Source organism: Allobosea sp. Tri-44 (assembly GCF_004123845.1).
Classification (GTDB): Bacteria; Pseudomonadota; Alphaproteobacteria; order Rhizobiales; family Beijerinckiaceae; genus Allobosea.
The window spans coordinates 364,572-383,307 of the sequence record NZ_NBDP01000005.1; the positions used below are offsets into that span (position 1 = coordinate 364,572).

Consider the following 18,736-nt stretch of genomic DNA (forward strand, 5'->3'; position numbering starts at 1 on the left):
CCGCCTGCGCGGCACCCGCTTTCTGCCAGCAGGTGGTCAGGCCCAGAGCCGTTCCTTCTCCAAGCCCTTGTAGAGATCCGCCACCTGCTCGGCATATCCGTTGAACAGCAGCGTCGGCTTGCGGTCGCGCGAGCCCAGCACCTGCTCGCTCGCCTGGCTCCAGCGCGGATGCGAGACTTCCGGGTTCACATTGGCCCAGAAGCCATATTCGGAAGCCTGCAACCCCTCCCAGAAGGTCTTCGGCCGCTCGGCGACGAAGCTGATCTTGCTGATCGATTTCACCGATTTGAAGCCGTATTTCCACGGCGTGATCAATCGCAGCGGGGCGCCGTGCTGGGTGGGGATCGGCTTGCCGTAGATGCCGGTCACCATCAGCGCCATCTCGTTGGTCGCCTCGGCGATGGTCAGCCCTTCCGTATAGGGCCAGGGATACCAGCGCTGCGACTGCCCCGGCGCCATCTTCGGATTCAGGAAGGTCTGCATCTGGATATATTTCGCCCCTGACAAGGGCTTGGCCAGCGCGACCAGACTCTTCAGCGTGAACCCCGTCCACGGCACCGCCATCGACCAGGCCTCGACACAGCGGAAGCGATAGAGCCGCTCCTCCAGCGTGACCTTGCGGATCAGGTCGTCGATGCCGATCTCGAACGGCTTCTCGACGAGACCGTCGATCGTGATCGTCCACGGCCGCGTCTGCAGGCGCTTGGACGCGGCGGCCACCTCCTTCGAGGTGCCGAACTCGTAGAAATTATTGTAGTTCGCCGCCAGTTCCTCGTCGGTCACCGGGCGGTCGAGCGTGTAGGCCGCATTGCGCTTGGCCGGGTAGAGGTCGAGCGTCGGGTCGGCGCCCTGCGCCATGGCGCCCTGCGGCAAGGCGGCCCCGGCGATCAGACCGGCACCGCCGGCGAGCCATTGCCGCCTGTTCAGGAAGACGGCCTCGGATGTCGCCTGGCTCTCGGGAATTTCCCAGCCGGCGCGGCGCTTGATCAGCATGACGGACATACTCCGTTGCAACAGAGTATGATTAGTCGATTTGGTACCTGCCCACCAAGTCACGAGGGGGAGAGCAGCTCTCCCCCTCGCTTGGAAATCACAGCGGCCCGGCCATTCAAGCCGGCAGATCGGCGAAGCGCTTGGCGTAGTCCGCCTCCAGCCCTGCGATCCTCGACCAGAAGCCACGCGGCGGATCGCCGGCGAGCTTGTCTTCCAGAATGCCGAGATGGGCGTGCCAGCCGCCGGAGACGTCGGTCATCTCCGCCTTGTCGGCGAGCTTGCGATGCGTCAGCACCAGCTTGACCTTGTCGCCTTTGGGCGTGAGTTCGAAGGTCACCTCCGAGCTGGCGCCGCCCTCGCCCGGCCAGGTCATCGCCAGCGCGGTCATCGGCTCGTAGCGCGTCACGGTTCCCTTGGAGGGCCAGCCATTGTCGTTCATCTCGCGATAGCGCTCCGGCGGCCGCTCGCTGGTGATCTCCGAATGCTTGAACAGGAGATCGACCGTGCCGCCGACGCGTGGCTCGAGTTGGCCCGAAGCCAGCCAGGTGCCGCGTTTGTCGGACTCGGTGAGATAGGACCAGACTCGCTCGACTGGGCCGGGCAAAAGGCGTTCGAAGCGGATAGCGCCGCTCTCCAGAACCACACCATACTCGTTCATGACTGCTCTCCTTACTCGTCGTCAGATTTTGCGAGCTCTCGTTCCAGGCGGTCGAGCCCGCCATTCCAGAAGCTGCGGACCTGCTTGACCCAGGCCTCGAAGGCATCGAGGCCTTCCGGATCGAGCCGGTAGATGCGCCGCTGGCCACTGACCTCGACGCTCACCAGCCCCGCCTCCTTCAGCACCTTCAGATGCTGCGAGATCGCCGGCGCGCTCATGCCGAACTGGGCAGTGATCTCGCCCGCCGCCATGGCGCGCTGGCCCAGCATCTCGACGATGCGGCGGCGGGTCGGGTCGGCAAGGGCAGTGAAGCGATCCATGCATTTCATTTAGTCATTTACTTAATTAAGTCAACACGAAAATTAAGAGCCACAGACGCATGCCCTCCCCCTTGCGTGTACCGGGCTTGCCCTTGCGCGCACGACGGGTCATGAGGATCGCCCTTCCCGCCTCATTCGTCAGATCATGCCCTCCCGAAACGCCACCCTCGCCGGCATCCTGATGATGCTGCTCGGCATCCTGCTGTTCTCGATCAACGACGTGATGGGGAAATGGCTGGTCGCGACCTATACGGTCGGCCAGATCCTGCTCCTGCGCTCTGGCGTCGCTCTCTTGGCGATCATCCCCTTCGTGGTGAAGCAGGGTCTCCGTCGTACGCTGCGGCCCGAGCGGCCGGGCCTGCAGCTGCTGCGTGTTACGCTCGGCTCCTGCGAGGTCGCGCTGTTCTACTGGGCGGTGTCGTATCTGCCGCTCGCCGACACGATGACGCTCTGGCTGGCGGCACCGGTCTGGGCGGTGGTGCTTGCGGCGCTGCTGCTCGGCGAGCGTGTCGATGCTGGGCGCTGGCTCGCCGTGGTCGCCGGCTTTATCGGCGTCGCGATCGCGCTCAACCCGTCGAGTGAGAGCCTGTCCCTGCCGGCGATCATCGCGCTGATCGGCAGCTTCTCCTTCGCCGCGATGATGATCATCGGCCGGCAACTGCGCGGCACGCCCGACGTGACACTGGTCTTCTGGCAGACCTTCGGCGCGCTGGTGATGGGCCTGCTGCTCCTGCCCTTCGGCTGGGTGACACCGAGCCTGGCCGATATCGGCCTGCTCGGCCTGCTTGGCATCCTCGCCATGGTGGCGCATCTCTGCGTCACCCGCTCGCTCAAGCTGGCCGAAGCCTCGGTCGTCGTGCCCTATCAGTACACGCTGATCATCTGGGCGCTGATCTTCGGCTGGTTCGTCTTCGGCGATTGGCCCAAGCCCGCCATGCTGTTCGGCTCCGCCCTGATCATCGCTGCCGGCCTCGCTTTGCTCGTGCTCGAGCGGCGCGCGGGCAACTCGGCCTCTGAGAACGCCAAGGAGCGTGTTACCGTCGAGCAGAACTGACATTGGGGGTGCGATGGCCGAGGCTGCGAAACCGCCTGATTTCTGGAGTTGGCTCGGCGCTGCGATCTCCCTCGTCCTCGGCCTCTGGCTGCTCATCGCCGGCTTGCGCACCCTGCCGCTGGCGCGCGGCGATCTCCTGGTCGCCGACCATGTCGGCCCCATCAATTACAGCGCACCTCTGATGCGCGTCAGCTCGGGACGCGGTTCCAGCACCTACCGGACCCAGGACATTCCGCTGGTCGCGCTCGGCGACAACCAGCAGATCTACCGCCAGCGCTACTACCGGCCGGCCCGCGGCCTCTGGGTCGACGGCATCGACCGGCTCGACTCCGGCCAGCAGGTCCGCTTCCTCGTCGATCCGGGTCGGCAGCTGGTCTACGAGGCGACCTCGCGCGGCAAGACCTTCCTTGCCTATGACGCCACCGCCGAGACGCTGACCAGCGCCGCCTATCGCTCGATGCTGTTCGGCTTTGCCCTGCTCGGCAGCGTCGCCTGGCACCTCAAGCCACTGGCGTCGCGCTACTGGCGCGAGCGGCAGGGCGCCGGCGAAGCCCATGGCGGCTGAGAATGCGGAAACCGGACCGCTCTGGTGGACAGGTGTTGCCGTCATCGGCCTGGTCTTCCTCGCCTTGGGCTATGGCGCTCTCCCGGTCGGCCGCGACAGCCTCGTTACCGTTGAGATCGAGGCGCCGCTGCCGGTCCGCCGCGTCCTCGTCGAGGGCAGCGGCAGGAACCCCGACAACTACTTCACCCAGCGCCTCAAGGTCGCCTTGCCTGGCAACGATAGTGCGGAGGTCTCGCCGGTTCGCAAGCTTCTGATCCCGGAGATCGAGGATCTGAAGCGCGGCACAGTACGCTTCCTGATCGACCCGCTCTCGCGCCAGATCTACGAGGCCTCGCTCGATGGCCGCGTGCTCCTCTCCTATATCCGCTCGGCCGGGACCCGGCGCCGCAATGCATTCATCGCGATGCTCGTCGGGCTGTTCTGCGTCGGGGTCGGGGCTCTGGGGCTGGCGCCGGTGGCGCGGACGGGCGAAAAGACTCCTGCCCGGTCCGAGAGCTGAACGGGCGCAGGGGAGGACCATGGCGACGATTTCCTATCTGACGACGATCCAGTTCGGCTTCGGCGAACTCAAGGCCATCGCACCCGGCCTGACCGATCTGAAGATCACGCGCCCCTTGATCGTCGCCGATCGCGGCCTGGCGGCTACCGACCTGATCGATCGGCTGCGTGCCGCCTCGCCTGTGCTCGGCAATGCCCCACTCTTCGTCGACACACCCACCAACCCGACTGAGGAAGCCGTCGAGGCCGCGGTCGCGCTCTATCGCGAGCATGGCTGCGACGGGCTCGTCGCCATCGGCGGCGGCTCGCCGATCGACCTAGCCAAGGGCGTCGCCCTGCTCGCCAGCCATGACGGGCCGCTAGAGACCTATGCCGCGATCCTTGGCGGTATTCCGAAGGTTACGAGCAAGGTTGCACCGGTGATCGCCGTTCCAACCACCGCCGGCACCGGCAGCGAGGTCGGCCGCGCCGCGCTGATCACGTTGAAGGACGGCCGCAAACTCGGCTTCATCTCGCCCTACCTGATCCCCAAGCTCGCCATCTGCGATCCCGAGCTGACGCTCGGCCTCCCGGCAGGGCTGACCGCCGCCACCGGCATGGACGCCCTCACCCACTGCATCGAGACCTATCTCAGCCCACGCGAGAACCCGCCGGCCGAAGCGATCGCGCTCGACGGACTGAAGCGCGCTGCCGGCCATATCGAGCGCGCCACCGCCGATGGCTCCGACCGCGAGGCCCGCAAGGAGATGCTGATGGCCGCCCTGCAGGGCGGCCTGACGTTCCAGAAGGGTCTCGGTGCCGTCCACGCCCTCTCGCATCCGCTCGGGGGCCTGAAACAGGTCTCGCTGCATCATGGCACGCTCAATGCCGTGCTGCTGCCGGCAGTGCTGCGCTTCAACGAATCAGCTGCCGCCGCGAAATACGCCGAAATCCGCCGGGTGCTCGGCTTGCCCGCCGATGCCGATCTCGCCGGCTGGGTCGCCGGGTTGACGCAACGCCTCGGCCTGCCGGGGACACTCGCGCAGATGGGCCTGCCGCGCGAGGTCCTGCCTGCCATCTCGGAAGCGGCGACGCAGGACCATTCGAGCGCGACCAATGCGCGGCCGGCGAGCGCGGCGGAGTATCTGGCGATGCTCGAGGCTTCGTTCGGGTAAGCGCCGGGCGATACCCAGCGCAGCCGGTCGTTCAACGCTTCCGCTTGCCACGCTTGCCCTTTGCGGCGCGCGAATGCTCGGTCTGGCCGCCGGCAGCAAGAATCTTCGCCTCGGCCTGCCATCGTTCCGCAATTGCATGCTCCGCGATGTCGGTGTGGCTGGCGAGGAAGCGCAGTTCCTCCGGGCCGAGAGCCGCGATCTGGTCGAAATGCCAGATTCCGAGACCGTTCAGCTTCTCGGCGATTGCCGGTCCGACGCCGTCGATCAGGCCGAGATCATCCGGCTTGCCGCCACGAGCCGCCGGCAGGAGGTTGGCCGGCCGTTTGCTTTCGAGCACCGCGGTGGAAACCGGAGCTGGCACGTCAGCCGCCGGTCCCGCCAAGGCCGCCGCCTGCTTCACCCATTCCTCGCGCTCGATGCGCCCAGGGAAGGCGAGATAGGCGCCGACCCATTCGACGTTCTGCGGCGTCCAGGCGGCAATCTGACTGAAATGCCAGATTCCGAGCACCTGCAGGCGCCCCTCGTTCTGCGGACCTATGCCCTTGATCAGCTTGAGGTTATCGGCAGCGCCGCGGGCCGCAGGCAGACCGGCCGGGCGCTTGCCGGCGAGCGCATGCTCGCCCTCGACCTTGGGCATCGGAGCGGGCTCAGTCTCGTGCGCGCTGGCGGTAACTACCTGCTTGGACGGCGCCGGAAGTGCCGGGGCTGGCTGGGGCAGAGCAAGGCGTGGCGCAGGCGCGGCGAGCGCCGGAAGCGCCTCGCCTTCGCTGGCGAACAGGCTGCCGATCAGACAGCCGGCGGCATAAGCGAGCAGATAGAGCAACGCGGTCTCGATCCAGAACGCCGCCTGGTCGTTGACCAGCCGGAACCAGACCAGCGCCGCCAATGCGGCCCAGAGGATCGCAAGGCCGGCAACAGGGCCGCGCGGGCCGCCTCTCCCGCTGAGCCAGCCGAAGACGAGGCCGACCGCGAAGGCGGCGAAGAGGAACCAAGCGAACTGGGTTGCGAGATAGAGCATCGCCGCCCTCCTATTTCGCCACGGTGAACTGGACGCGGCGGTTCTTGATCCGCGCCTCCGGGTCGGTCGGGGCAACCAGCGGCCGATCGGTCCCGTAGCCCTTGACCTCGAGCTGCGCCGCGGCGACACCGCGGCGGATCAGCTCTTCGCGGACACGCTGCGCCCGCCGGTTCGACAAATCGAGGTTGTTGAAGCCGCTGCGCTCGCCATCGAAATTGCTGTGCCCTTCGATGGTCACGCGCGTGCTCGGGCACTGTTTCAGGATGGCGGCGGCCTCGGTCATGGCCCGCTCGGTTACGGGATCGAGAGTCGTGACCCCAGTCCCCAGGGCAAAGATGACGTAGTAGCGCTGCGTCAGCGCATCGAGCTCGTTCTGGCAGGTGCTTGCCGGGTCGATGACGCAGCCGGTCTGGCGCATGCTGATCTCGGCCTTGCCGGAAAAGCCCTGCGGCAAGCCGCTCGCAAGATCGGTCTCTACCTCGTCGCGGACCAGCGCGCGGCAGGTCAGCCCGCGAACATTGACCTCCCGATCGACCACGCTGGCCGAACCGAGATCGAGCCGCAGCAGATCCTGCACCACCCCGCGCGCCGCGACACCGAAGCCGGTCGGCGCCGCCGGCCGGATCTCGGTCTCGTCATTGACGCGCCCACGCAGCGGCGACGCCTCGATCAGCGCCGCGATCGCGTCCTTGGCCGCGGCATCGGGCAGGTGGCCGTTGAGATAGCCCCCGGATTTGTCGATCGAGGCCGTGAAACCGTAGCCCGCCGCAACGGGCGGCGCCGGCTGCGGCAAAACCGGCGGCTCGGTCACGGCGGCCGAGCTCGGTGCGCCGGGAGCGGGCTCGACCGGCGTCGGTTGCCGCAGGGCGCCCGAGCCGGCGGGCGGCACCGGGGCAGGCGTCGGCGCCGGCGATGGGACCAACGGGCAGACGATGCTGGCGAGCGCGACCGAATCGGGACCGTCGCCCTGCGCGATATTCAGCTTCAGGGCCTCGCAGGCCTCGTAATTCTCAGGCCCCTGCCCCGAGATGCGGTAGGCGCCGCCTTCGATCTCGACCTTGCCGCTGCGCAGGCGGGCGAGATCGGCGACGGCGCGCGTCACCTTGGTGGCGAAAGCCGCCGGCTCTCCGGCGGCCGGCAGCATGCGATCGGTCACCGCGCCGACGGTCTGGAAAGCGCGAGCGAGCAGTGCCGCAATCTCGCGGCGTGCCGGATCGGATGGATAGTACCCCGCGACCGTGACCGAGCCGGACGCGCTCTTCTCGGCGCTCCAGCGATAGGGGGCCATTGTCGGTGGGCTGAGCGCGCAGTCGACGCGGGTGAAGCCCTTCTGAGCGGCGGTGGAAGCACTCTCTCGCAGTGCCAGGAAATTCTGCGGTGTCGCGGCGGTGCCCTCGACACAATAGCGCGTATCGTCCAGCGCGACCTTGCCTGCGGAGAGTTGTCCGAGATCGCGCATCAGGCTGCCGGCGAGTTCGGCGAAGCCGGGCGGCGCACCGAAAGCGACCTTCTGCTGGTCATCGACCCGCAGCTCAGGGCCAAGCGCCCGGGCCGCAGACACGCTCGCCGTGGCAATCGCCTCGTCCGGCACGAAGCCGGACAGTGTCACGAGATTGGCCTGCCGTGTCGCCGACCAGCTATAGGGCTTTTGCGCGATGACCTGCGTGAGCCCACCGAGCACGCGCCGGACACCGAATTCCGATTGCAGCTGAGCCAGCGCCTTGCTGGCGCCGTCGGCCGTGACCGCCTCGCCGTCGAGATAGACGTCCCGGCCGCTGACCCGAACCAAAACGCCACGTGCGCCAGAGGCGGCCCCCGCCACCGCGTTTGCTGCAAGCGCCCTGGCTTCGATGTCCCGGCGCACGGTTTCGGTGTTCAGGACGTTGGCTGACGCCCAGAGCAAGGCCAGTGGAACAAGCCCCCAGAGCCAACCGGCGTTTCGCGCCATGCCGAAATTCCCGCCTCGTCCCAAGGATCGCTCGCGCCGAATCCGGACGCCCGCGGCCCCTTGCAATCACGCCCCATCACGGCCCCAAGTCAAGCAAGAGGCCGCCTCGCCCTTGTGAGGGACAGACAGGGTTTCCACGACAGGGAGATAGATCGGAAACGAAAAAAGCCCCGGGTTTCCCCGGGGCTTTCCTTGAACGATCAGGTGATCGATCAGAAGTCGCGCTGGATGCGGAGACGGCCAGCCCAAGCGTCGTCGGACTTGATCGTGCCCGGACCACGGCCACCGGCGTCGGTGCCGGCCAGAACGGCCTGCTTCAGCTCGGTGCGGGTGTAGAGAACCTCGACACCGATATCGAGACCCGAAACCGGCGACCAGATCAGGTTACCAGCAACGATCAGCTCCTTCGGATCAAGCGGACGGGAAACCACGCCCGGGACCGCCTGGTTGGCCAGGACGTAGCCGAGCTTCAGCTCGGAATACGACGCGGCCAGCTCCGACCGCAGGGTCGGGGTCCAGAAGTGACGCAGAGCAGCGACAACCGACCAGCCAGTGGCCGTCTTGGTGTTGCCGAAGACGTCGGTCGAGACATCGGCGATGCCGAGCTGGGCGTTCTGCGCCAGGATACGACCCGAGCCGAAGCTGCCGCCCCAGCCGAGATAGCCGAGAGCGCCGTCAGCATAGGCAGCCTGCAGGAACAGGGAGTCGCCAGCCGCAAGCATCGGCAGGTTGATCTTCACGCCACCCTGGACAGCAAAGCCCCACTCGTCCTCGTTGCGGAAGCCGAGAGCAGCATTGTTGATGCTACGCTGGGTGATGGCACCCGACAGCTGAGCCGAACCCCAGCCCTGATCGACGCGCACCGAAGCGACGATGTCGGGGAAGTTCGTGCCGAGCAGCGTCGAAGCGCCACCGGGGCTGACAACACCGTTTTCACGGCCGCCGGTGCCGGTGACGCGGTCTTCGAGCGAGATCGTCGCCGAGAAGCCCGAGCCGAAGGTGGCGGTGTAGGCCAACAGGTTGAGACGCGAGTCAGCCGTGCGGACCGTCGTGTAGGTCCAGTCGTTCGCGTAGAAGTCGAAGAACGACTGAGCGCGACCGGCGGTGATCGGGCCGAACTGGATGAAGGCCAGATCGAGGTTCGACGCCGTCGCGTTCGCGAACAGGCTGCCGGCGCCCGGGGTAGCGGTCGGACGCGGGTTGCCCGGGGAGACGATGCCCTGGTTACCGCCGGCGGCCGTGCTGTTGTAGAAGCCGGAGCTGACGGTCAGCTCGTAGCGGAAGAAGGTGCGCAGCGTGCCGTAAGCGGTCGCGGTGCGAGCGTCGACGTTCAGACGACCGCGCGAGCGGGAGCCGTAGCCATCGCCGGTGTCGCCGTAGCGCGAACCGATGGTGTACTCAGCGCGAACACGACCACCAACGCGAAGGCAGGTGTCGGTGCCCGGGATGTAGAAGAAGCCTGCGCCGTAGGCGGAGCAAACACGAACGTATTCGACCGGAGCGGCCTTCCGCGAAGGAAGGTCGGCGGCCTGAGCCCCGGCAACCGCGGCGATGCCGGCGGCGGAACCGAGGAGGAGGCTCTTTACGAGCTTCATTTGATAACCTCCAAAAGAGTTTCGAGACCCTCGGGCGTCGGCGCGTTCCTTGCCGGCGGCCCCAGGAGACCAAACCAGCGAACCCGCTTATCCCGGTCTTTCGCCCGCGTCCCCGAACCGTTCGGAGGCGAAGACGAAAAACAGCGACCGGGAACGTCCCGCCGCACAGTCACCATTACGAATGCCCGGCCGCCGATCAACCACGATCACGCCACAGTCCCCACCACGGACCCGCTTTGCCCCCCGGTGTTGCACCTCGGCCACGCTTTGACCGCCGAACTTAAGAGGGCGTTAACCGCATAGGGTCGTTTGCGGGCTTCCAAAGCCGCCTGCTCGCCATTCCGGCTGCGAATCTGCGGCGTCGTCTCGGCGATTGAGTCGGGACGTCAGTATTCCCACTCGGCCCCGACGCCGACCGCAGCACTGCCGTCGGCGTTGGTCTCGGCCTGGAGCTTCAGGCGGCGTGTCACATCAATGCCGATGGAGACGCCGCTGTCCTCGGGCTTGGCACCGGCTCTGACCCCGAGCGTGACGTTGTCGCTAAGAGCACGCGAGACACCGACCGTCGGACCACCCGGCCCCATCTGGACATCGAGATTGTCAACGCCGAGCGAGCGACGGATGCGTTCGAAGACGTCGTCGCCGCCGGCTCCGGAGAACTGCGCCGCGGTCTGGGCGAGCTGCAGCGCCTGGAAGGGCGAAAGCGAACCGGAGGCACGGGCGAAGAGCAGCCGCGAGAGCACCTCGTCCGGTGGCAGCTCCGGCGAGGAGGAGAAGGTGAATTCCGGCGCCGAGGCCTCGCCGGAGATGATGATCCGTGCGGTGACGTCGGCGGCGCGGGTTTCGGCGACGAAGTCGAGCGTCGGCATCACGTCGCCGGAGAAGGTGATGCGGCCACGGGTGAAGTCGAGGCGCTGGCTGGCGAGGCTGAGACGCCCGCGCCGGAGATCGAAGCCGCCGGTCAGCGCCGGCGCGCCGGAGCTGCCGCCGACGCGCAGGTCGCCGCCGAGCTCGGCATCGATGCCACGCCCGCGGATGAAGACGCGCCCGGGCGCCGACACGGCGATGTCGAGCACGGCGTCGAAGGCCGGCGCACGAGCACCCTTCCGACTCGCGACTGCGCGCGCCTTGCGCTCGGCCGCGAGTCGGGCCGCCGCCTGGCCCTTGGCATTGATGTGACGGATGCCGTCGACCGGTCGCGAGCTCGATGGCAGGCGGTCCGGCACCGCGACCTCCATGGTCACGACATCGATGCGCCCGGCGATTCGGGGCCGCTGCACCAGGGGGCCTGCCAGCTCGAGATTGAGATCGGAGACCGCCCTGACGAGACCGCTGTCGACGAGCTGGGCCCGTTTGCCCTCGATCCGAATCGTGCCGGGGAAGCCAGCCTCGGGATCCAGTTTGACATTGCCGCGGGCCGAGAGCGTGCCGCCACCTGGCGTCTGCGCGGCGAAGCGCTCGATCACGAGCTCGGGTCCATTGGCCGCGAGGCGCGCTTCGAGTCCAGTCAGCTTCACGCCCTGAAGCGCATCACTGAAGCTGCCGCCGGAGAGCGTCGCGCCACCGGAGAGGCGCGGCGCCGCAAGCGTACCGCCGGCGCGCAGGTCGAGCGCGAGCTGGCCGGTCAAGCGCCTGCCATCGGCGGCGAGCTGGGTGTTGGCGAGCGCCGCATCGGCACGGCCTTGTATCGAGAGATCGAGCGCGCCGTCGCCACCGAGCGGTGCGGTGCCCTTCGCGGTCAGGCTGACGAAACGGCCGGCGTTCAGGCTGGCATCGAGGCTGGTCTGGCGGCCGCCCAGCGCGCCCTGCCCGGCGATCTCGATCGGCGGCAGGCCGGCGGAGCGGGTCTGCGGCGTGACGAGGCGGGCGATGCGGACGCGCCAGGGTCCGGTCGGTGCCTCGGCCGTACCCTTGATCGTCGCCTCGGCGTCGAGCGTGCCGGACAGGTCGAGCGTCGGAGAGGCCAGGCGAGCGGCGGACAAAGGCACGTTCTGCGCGGCGAAGCGCAGGTCGAGCGCCCTGCCGGCCTCGCCGTCGAGCGTGATCCGGCCGCCGTCGAGCGCGATGGCGAGATCGCGGATTGCGACGCCGCCATCGATCGCGACGAAGCTCGCCGGCTTCGCCAGCGCAATGCGACGGCCATCGCGGGTCGCGGTAAAGCTGGCGAGATCGAAGCGCAGCGGCTCGGTGACCGAGAGCCTGCCCTTCGAGGCGAGCGAGAAGCCGCGCGCCGTGGCATCGAGACTGATGTCGCTGGCGTCGGCGGCGCCCGTCGAGACCAGGCGGATCGCGCTGACCGGCTCGCCGGCGATCACAGCGCGGTCGACCTGGATATTGCCGTCGATCAGCGGCTTGCGCAGCGCATCGGCGATGACGACCGCGGCATCGAGCCGGTCGATCGAAAGACTTGGCCCGACAAGCTTTTGGGCATTGGCTTTCAGATCGAGATTCTGGCCGCCATTGGGTCGCGTGAGCTTGAGATCGGCGTCGATGCGGCCACCCAGCTTGGCGAGCGCCAGCGCCGAAAGGTCGTCGAGATTGCGGGCGGCGAGCTTGAGAGTCCCGTCGGCGAGATTGGCGCCGTCGAGATCGAGCGTGCCGTTGAGCGTGGCCGAGCCGATCGCGATGTCGAGCTGCGGTAGGCTCCAGCCGCCGCTGTCGCCCTTGGCGAAACGCAAGGTTCCTGTCGCCGGCTTACCCTCGATCTCGCCGGACAGGCGCGCATCACCGGACAGCATCCCTTGCAGATCGCGGAGATTGGCATCAAGCGCGAGGCGCGGCACCGGTCGGCCGAGCGCGGTCGCATTGGTGATGCCCGCCTTCAGCGTGGCGTCGAGTCTGTCGAGCGGGCCGGTCAGCGTCGCATCGAAAGCGCCCTGCCCCGACAGCTTCGGATCGGCCCGGCGCAAATCGGGGATCGCGATGTTGGCGCGCAGGCTCGAGCCTTGCGCGCCAAGCGCGCCATCGGCTGTCGCCGCGACATGGGTTCCGGCGATGCGCAGGCCGTTGACGATAAGGCCGCCGCTGCCGGGTACCCTGATCTCGCCGCCGATTGAGAGCTTGCCGGCAAGCAGGCGGTCGAGCGCCTCCTGGCCAAGGGCGAGCGCTTCGGCACCGCCATCAAGCTTGACGGCATAGAGTCGCTTCTTCGGCTCGGCATCGACATCTGCGCTGACGGTGGCAGCGCCCTTGAGCGGACGGCCGGCGAGCGTGCTGAGCCGCGACAGGTCCGGCAACCGCGCCTGCACCTTGCCGAGGACGCGGGCCGGATCAAGACGACCGGTGTAGCCGAGCTCGGCGCCGCCGAAGCTGAGCTTCAGCGTCTCGAACTCGCCGCCTCCGCCTTCCGAGGCCGTGCCGCGCAAGGTGAAGCGCAGGCGGTCACCGATGAAGCGCGCCAAACCGGGATCGGCGAGCACGACACCGGAAGCCTCGCCGTCGGAGACCAGCACCGTGCGAGTCGCGGGATCGTTGAGCGCGCCGGTCGGCGTCGCCGTAAAGGTGAAGTCGAGCTTGCCGAGCTTGCCCGCCGGGACATTGGCGCCTTCCGCCTGCAGGCTGGCGTTGACGCGCGGGCCAGCGGCCGGCCCGCGGATCGTCGCATCGAAGGCGAGCTTGGCGATCTCGGCGCCGGAGGCGACGGTGCGGCCCTCGGCATTGGGGCGGGCGGCGGCGGTGATCTTGAAGTCGAGATTCTTGTCGGCGCCGTAGAGGCCGTTGACGTCGAGCCGCGCCAGCGCCGAGACCAGTGCCATCTGGTCGACCGAGACGGCGCCGTCATCGGCGAAGGCGACCGTGCCGTCGAGCCGGGTCGAGCCCTCGAACACCGGCGCGACCGGCGGCGGCATCAGGCCGGCGATGCGCGAATCGAGCGCGAGCAGGAGCCGCCTGCCCGCGCCCTGGCGGCTGAGGTCGGCGGTGCCGTTGGCGCCGATCGTCGGCCCTCCAGCAAAGGCGAGCGTCGCCCGGAAGCGGTCGAGCGGGCCGTCGCCGGAAAGGTCGAGCTTGACCGGCGGCCGGTCCGGCAGGTCGGCGATGGTCGCGATCAGGCCGCCTGCCGGCTCGTCGAGCTTGAGCGCGAGCTGGAGCTGCGTCGATTGCGGCACGAAGCGCAGGTTGACGTCGAGCGTGCCGCCCATGTCGAGCCGGCGGCCGGCAAGCCGGAAATCGAGGCCCTCATTCGGCGGCCCCAGACGGGCGGCACCCGTTGCCGAAAGCCGGGCCGGCGCCCCGATCACGGTCGGGCCCAGCGCCAGCTCGCCGAGCTGGAACGCCTCGATGATCACTTTGAGTGGCAGTTCGGGCAGGATCGGCCCGGCATTGGCCTGCGCCGCTGCAGCGGCCGGATCCGGCAGCGGCTTGCGCAGGATCTCAAGCTTGCCGATCTCGAGCCGGTTGACCTCCAGCCGGCGCAGCAGCAGCGCCGAGCGGGTCCAGACCAGCCGGGCGCGATCGAGCCGCAGCCAGGGGCCGTCGCGGTCGGAGATGACGATGTCGCGGATGGTCGCGTCGGAGGAGAGCGCACCGTCGACCGCGCCGATCGAGACTTGGCTGCCATCAGTCGTGAGCGCCTTCGAGATCAAATCGGCGATGACGCCGCGATCGCCGGCGTTCTGGGCGAAGCCGCCGAGACCGGTGAAGACGACCAGCGCAGCGGCGATGAAGAGCGCCGCGAGGCCGGCGATCAGCCGAGGAATGCGGAACGCGCCCATCAGAAGGCCTGCCCGATGCTGATATAGAGTGCGACCGGCTTGTCCCCCTTGCGCGGGTTGAGCGGGGCCGCGACATCGACCCTGATCGGCCCAATCGGCGTGTAGTAGCGCAGGCCGAGGCCGGCGGCGTACTGCATCTTCTCCTTGAAATTCGGGATTTGCGACTCGAAGGCCATGCCGGCGTCGAAGAACGGCACGATGCCGATCGTGTTGGTGATCTTGATACGCGCCTCGACCGAAGCCTCGAACAGGCTGCGCCCGCCGGTCAGCCGATCGAGCGGGCCGAGCGGCGAGAGCGTCCGATAGGCGTAGCCGCGCACCGAGCCGCCGCCGCCGGCATAGAAGCGCCGCGTCGCCGGCACCTCGTCGAGGGCAGCGCCGGCGATCGAACCCAGCCCGATCCGGCCGGCGAGCACGTAGCGGGCGTCTTCGTCGAGGGCGTAATAGCCGGAGACCGAGGCCTTGCTCTGGATGAAGGGTGCATCGGTGTCGCCGAAGGCGGCATAGGGCGTGACCGAGGCCGCGACCCTGATGCCACGGGTCGGGTCGAGCTGGCTGTCGGTCGAATCGTAGCGCAGCGACAGCGGCAGGCCGAGCAGCATGTAGTCGACCTGGCCGAGCACGTCGCTGGTCTGGCCGCGCTCGGCCTCGATGCCGGCCTGGATCGAAAAGACGTCGCTGAAGCGATGGCGGATCGCCGTGGTGACGTTGGCATAGCGCGCCGTATAGCCGCCATAGCGGTTGGTGCCGACGCGCTCGCGCACGCCGCTGGCATCGATCAGCAGGTCGTTGCGGCTGCCGCCGAGCGCCGGCTTGAGGAAACTCGCCGAGAAACGGGCGCCGAGATCGGTCGGCTCGAAATCGCCGAAGCGCTGGACCTTGGTGCCGTCGATGCGCGGGGCGAAGAAGACGGAGGCTTCGAGCCGCAGGCGCTCGGCGCCGCCGAACAGATTGCGGTGCTCCCAATAGGTCTTCACCGCCGGGCCATCGATGGTCGAATAGCGGGCCGAGAAGCCGAGCAGGCGCTTGGGCCGTTCGTTGACCTCGACGAAGATCGGCAGGTTGCCGGCCTGGTCGAGCGTCGTGCCTTCGCGGATGCGTACCGAGCCGACCGCGGGAATCGTCGCGATCGACTTGCGCGTATCCGTCAGTGCCTTGGGCGAATAGGGCTCGCCCGGCTCGAGATAGATGAAGGAACGGATCACCTCTGTCGGGATATCGCCGGTCTCGGTGACTGAGACGTCGCCGAAACCGGCGACGGGACCGGGATCGACGACGAGGGCGACGTCCATCGTCTTCGCGGCATGATCGACGACGGGGCGGACCTCGACGACGCGGGCGAGCGGGCGGGACTTGCTGCGCCAATAGTCGACGAGCGCGGCTTGCGCGGCGCGGATCGAGGAGGAGGTGGCGGGCGCGCCGGGCACGAGGCCCGAGACCTTGCCGGGATCGGGGATCACGGCTGTAGGGTCGCGGCGTGCGCCCGGCACGATGTCGATAGTGCGCAGCGCGAATTGCGGCCCCGGATCGACCGTGACCACGACCGGCGCCGGGGCGCGATTGCGATAGCGCTCGGCAGCGGGGGCGAGACCAGGTGGCGGCTCGCCGGCCTGTGTCACCGCGACGCCGTCGAGCGCGATCGCGACCTGTGCGTTGAAATAACCCTGGGCCCAGAGCGCATCGATCAGCGGGTTGATGTCGGCGGCGGCGCGGCGGGCGAGGGTCTCGCCATCCGGCGGCGCATCCTCGCGCAGGCGATAGAGCAGAGAGGCGTCCTGCAGGCTGCGCTTCAGCGCGCTGGCATCGGGCACATCACCGAGCTCGAAGCGCAGTTCGTAAGGGACCGTCGACTCGCTGACCGGGGGCGGCTTGTCCTTGCTGCCGAAGAGATTGAAGACGTCGAGCGATGACAGGTCGAAGGCGCGCGCCGGCGAGGCATCACCGGCAAGCATCGCCGCGAAAGCGCAGACGCCCCCGCCAGCTAGACCGATCCCCCGCCTCCGCCATGACCGCATCAAACCTCCAACCCCACTCAACTAAAACGCAGCGAATGCGTTGATTTTGTGATCGCGCCTCCAATTGATCACAATTCGACGCTCGGGATTAGCGCACGTTCAACCGAAAACCTGAACGAATCGTTGGCCATCCGGACTTTACCGAACGGCCAACGATCAGATCGCGACCTGATCTCAGTCGCCCTGTTCCGCCAGCGCGAAGGAGATCGCCGTGACCGGGTCGAGCCGGGCGATCACCGGCCCGACCGTTGGCGCGAGCACGCCGCCGCAGAGGCTGCCGGTGGTGATGATCTGACCGGCCTTGAGCGGGCCGAGCGGCCCCTCGACCGGGCGATTGGCCCAGGCGAGCGCGGTGACGAGCGGATCGCCATTGGCATGCAGCGCCTGGCGCTCATAGAGCACGTCGCCGTCGAGTTCGACCGTGCAGGTCAGGGCCGGAACGTCGTCGAAGATGCTGAACGGGACCTCGGGGCCGATGAGGTAGCCGCCATGCCCCATCGCGTCGGCGAGCCAGAGCGGGAACGGCACATTGGTCCAGTCGGCGATACGGCTCTCGACAATCTCGATGCCGACGAGGGCGGCGTCGCAATGCTCGATCAGCTCCTGGCGCGTATAGGGCTGGCCAGGCCGCAGCGGCATGTCGCGCCCGAGCCGGATGGCGAGCTCGATCTCGACCCTGAGCTCGGCGCCGTGCACGCCGCGATAAGTGTCGCCGGATTTGAGCCAGGGGCCCGGCATCAGCCCGGCCATCGGCCGGCCGCCCTCGCCGAGCGAAACCTTCCAGCCGGCGAGCGGGTAGTCCATGCCGCGGTTGATCTCGGCCTGCGCAGCGAAGCCGGCATCGACGTCGGCGGGAACCGGCAAGGTCGCGATATCGACCAGCTTGTGGCCACGGCGAGCGCCGATGAAGGCGCTAGCAAGAGTCTCGGTCGTCACAGCCATGGTCGTCTCGCCCCTGTCGCCGTCGCGGCGGCTGCCCGCCGCCTCATGCTCTCTGGCTACAGCATCGACCGGCTTCCGGGAACCCGGAGATCGCGAGCCGATCATCGCGGCGGCACATGTCTGCGCTATTTCCGGCTGGCGAGCACGACGCCGAACACGGCGACCGCCATGCCGACGAGCTGGATCGGCGTCAGGGTCTCGCCGAAGAGCAACCATGCCTCGACCGCGACTGCCGGCGGCACAAGATAGAGGAAGGTCGCGATGCGCGAGACCTGGCCGCGGCGGATCAGCACGAGATAAAGCCCGATGCCGCCGAGCGAGAGCGCCAGCACCGACCAGGCCAGCACCAGCCCCATGGTCAGGTTCCACTCGATCCGCATCGGCTCGAGCAGATAGGCGAAGGGCAAGGTGAACAGGAAGGCGGCGAAGTATTGCACCGCCGTCACCGTGCGCAGGTCGCCCTCGACGATGCGCGCCTTCTGCCAGAACGAGCCGAAGGTGACGGCGAACATGCCGACAACGTTGACGATGATCGGCAACGCCACGGCCTGCAGCGCCTCGGGCGCGACGCCGACGAGCTTCGGCTCCAGCACGAGCGCGATTCCGACGAAGCCGAAGACGATGCCGAGCCAGCGGATCGGCGAGATGCGCTCGCGCATGATCATCGGTGCGAACAATGCGGTGAGCACCGGCTGCAAACCGGCGATCAGCCCGGAGACGCCGGCCGGCAGCCCATGGCGCACCGCCCACCAGACGCCGCCGAGATAGATCGCATGCAGCAGGATGCCGGCGATGGCGCAGTCGATGATGGCGCGCCGGCTCTTCGGCCAGGGCGCCCCGAGCGCGAAGGCGAGCGCAGCGAGCGCAAGGCCGGCACAGGCGAAGCGCACCGAGAGGAAGGTGAGCGCATCGGAATAGCGCGCCGAATAGCCGGCGACAATCCAGCCGCTCGACCAGAGGAAGACGAAGAGCACCGGCGACAGGCGCAGGAAGAGCGGGGAATCGAACATTGCGGCGACCTTCTAGGCGCCTGATAGGCCTGAAACCGGCAGTTGTCGCCGCATGCGGACGCTGTGAGGCCATGTTCCGCACGCGACAGAAGAGGCGCGGGATCCCCTCTCCTGGAAGGAGAGGGGTAGGGGTGAGCGACTGTCTTGGTGGTCAAGCGTCTTGTTCGCGCCATGGTTGTTGGTCCCGGATGACGGCATTGAGGATCGTGACGAGTTTTCGGGCCGTCGCGATGATGGCGACGAGCTTTGGCTTT

14 protein-coding genes and 1 pseudogene are annotated in these 18,736 nt (G+C 68.0%); 4 read left to right on the plus strand and 11 right to left on the minus strand.

All coding sequences use genetic code 11. The annotated features are described in order from the left end of the window. Window positions 1-36: 36 nt before the first annotated feature. The 3 genes from msrP to B6S44_RS06425 all read right to left on the minus strand — a co-directional run bounded on the left by msrP (window position 37) and on the right by B6S44_RS06425 (window position 1,971). On the minus strand, window positions 37-993 hold the full coding sequence (gene msrP, locus B6S44_RS06415) for a protein-methionine-sulfoxide reductase catalytic subunit MsrP (protein ID WP_129155917.1): 957 nt from the start codon (window positions 991-993) through the stop codon (window positions 37-39). A 115-nt stretch (window positions 994-1,108) separates the two neighbouring features. Then, window positions 1,109-1,651: an SRPBCC family protein gene (locus B6S44_RS06420; RefSeq protein ID WP_129155918.1), complete on the minus strand. Its 543-nt coding sequence runs from the start codon at window positions 1,649-1,651 to the stop codon at window positions 1,109-1,111. An 11-nt stretch (window positions 1,652-1,662) separates the two neighbouring features. Next, the gene (locus B6S44_RS06425) at window positions 1,663-1,971 is read right to left on the minus strand and encodes an ArsR/SmtB family transcription factor (RefSeq protein ID WP_129155919.1); all 309 of its coding nucleotides are present in this window, start codon (window positions 1,969-1,971) and stop codon (window positions 1,663-1,665) included. A 145-nt stretch (window positions 1,972-2,116) separates the two neighbouring features. On the opposite strand from B6S44_RS06425, the gene B6S44_RS06430 reads away from it, so the two are divergent. Genes B6S44_RS06430 through B6S44_RS06445 form a run of 4 tightly spaced genes read left to right on the plus strand, consistent with a single transcriptional unit; the run spans window position 2,117 to window position 5,242 of the window. Further along, a complete protein-coding gene (locus B6S44_RS06430) occupies window positions 2,117-3,025 on the plus strand; it encodes a DMT family transporter (protein ID WP_129155920.1) in 909 nt (302 codons plus the stop codon). 13 nt (window positions 3,026-3,038) lie between these two features. Further along, window positions 3,039-3,590, plus strand: coding sequence for a hypothetical protein (locus B6S44_RS06435; RefSeq protein ID WP_129155921.1), 552 nt, complete (start codon window positions 3,039-3,041; stop codon window positions 3,588-3,590). After that, window positions 3,580-4,089 carry a hypothetical protein gene (locus B6S44_RS06440; protein ID WP_129155922.1) on the plus strand — a complete coding sequence of 170 codons (510 nt, stop codon included), beginning with the start codon at window positions 3,580-3,582 and terminating at the stop codon, window positions 4,087-4,089. Before B6S44_RS06435 ends, B6S44_RS06440 begins: the two co-directional genes overlap by 11 nt. A 19-nt stretch (window positions 4,090-4,108) precedes the next feature. Continuing rightward, window positions 4,109-5,242, plus strand: coding sequence for an iron-containing alcohol dehydrogenase (locus B6S44_RS06445; RefSeq protein WP_129155923.1), 1,134 nt, complete (start codon window positions 4,109-4,111; stop codon window positions 5,240-5,242). Between the two features lie 31 nt (window positions 5,243-5,273). Here B6S44_RS06445 and B6S44_RS06450 read toward each other — a convergent pair whose 3' ends face one another. From B6S44_RS06450 to B6S44_RS06485, 8 genes and pseudogenes are all read right to left on the minus strand, one after another. After that, window positions 5,274-6,260, minus strand: a complete 987-nt coding sequence (locus B6S44_RS06450; RefSeq protein ID WP_129155924.1) for a hypothetical protein — start codon at window positions 6,258-6,260, stop codon at window positions 5,274-5,276. A gap of 10 nt (window positions 6,261-6,270) precedes the next feature. Then, complete coding sequence (locus B6S44_RS06455) at window positions 6,271-8,208, minus strand: OmpA family protein (protein ID WP_129155925.1); 1,938 nt, start codon at window positions 8,206-8,208, stop codon at window positions 6,271-6,273. A 212-nt stretch (window positions 8,209-8,420) separates the two neighbouring features. Then, window positions 8,421-9,803, minus strand: coding sequence for a porin (locus B6S44_RS06460; RefSeq protein ID WP_129155926.1), 1,383 nt, complete (start codon window positions 9,801-9,803; stop codon window positions 8,421-8,423). Between the two features lie 386 nt (window positions 9,804-10,189). Then, window positions 10,190-14,515 carry a translocation/assembly module TamB domain-containing protein gene (locus B6S44_RS06465; RefSeq protein ID WP_129155927.1) on the minus strand — a complete coding sequence of 1,442 codons (4,326 nt, stop codon included), beginning with the start codon at window positions 14,513-14,515 and terminating at the stop codon, window positions 10,190-10,192. After that, entirely contained in the window at window positions 14,515-16,467 is a 1,953-nt protein-coding gene (locus tag B6S44_RS06470; protein ID WP_129155928.1) for an autotransporter assembly complex protein TamA, read from the minus strand. The genes B6S44_RS06465 and B6S44_RS06470 overlap by 1 nt, the downstream gene beginning before the upstream one ends. A 237-nt stretch (window positions 16,468-16,704) precedes the next feature. Then, window positions 16,705-17,472 carry a fumarylacetoacetate hydrolase family protein gene (locus tag B6S44_RS06475; protein WP_129155929.1) on the minus strand — a complete coding sequence of 256 codons (768 nt, stop codon included), beginning with the start codon at window positions 17,470-17,472 and terminating at the stop codon, window positions 16,705-16,707. Window positions 17,473-17,597: 125 nt separating this feature from the next. Continuing rightward, window positions 17,598-18,482, minus strand: a complete 885-nt coding sequence (locus B6S44_RS06480; RefSeq protein WP_129155930.1) for a DMT family transporter — start codon at window positions 18,480-18,482, stop codon at window positions 17,598-17,600. 151 nt (window positions 18,483-18,633) lie between these two features. Next, window positions 18,634-18,736: pseudogene (locus B6S44_RS06485) on the minus strand (IS110 family transposase); the annotation flags it as partial.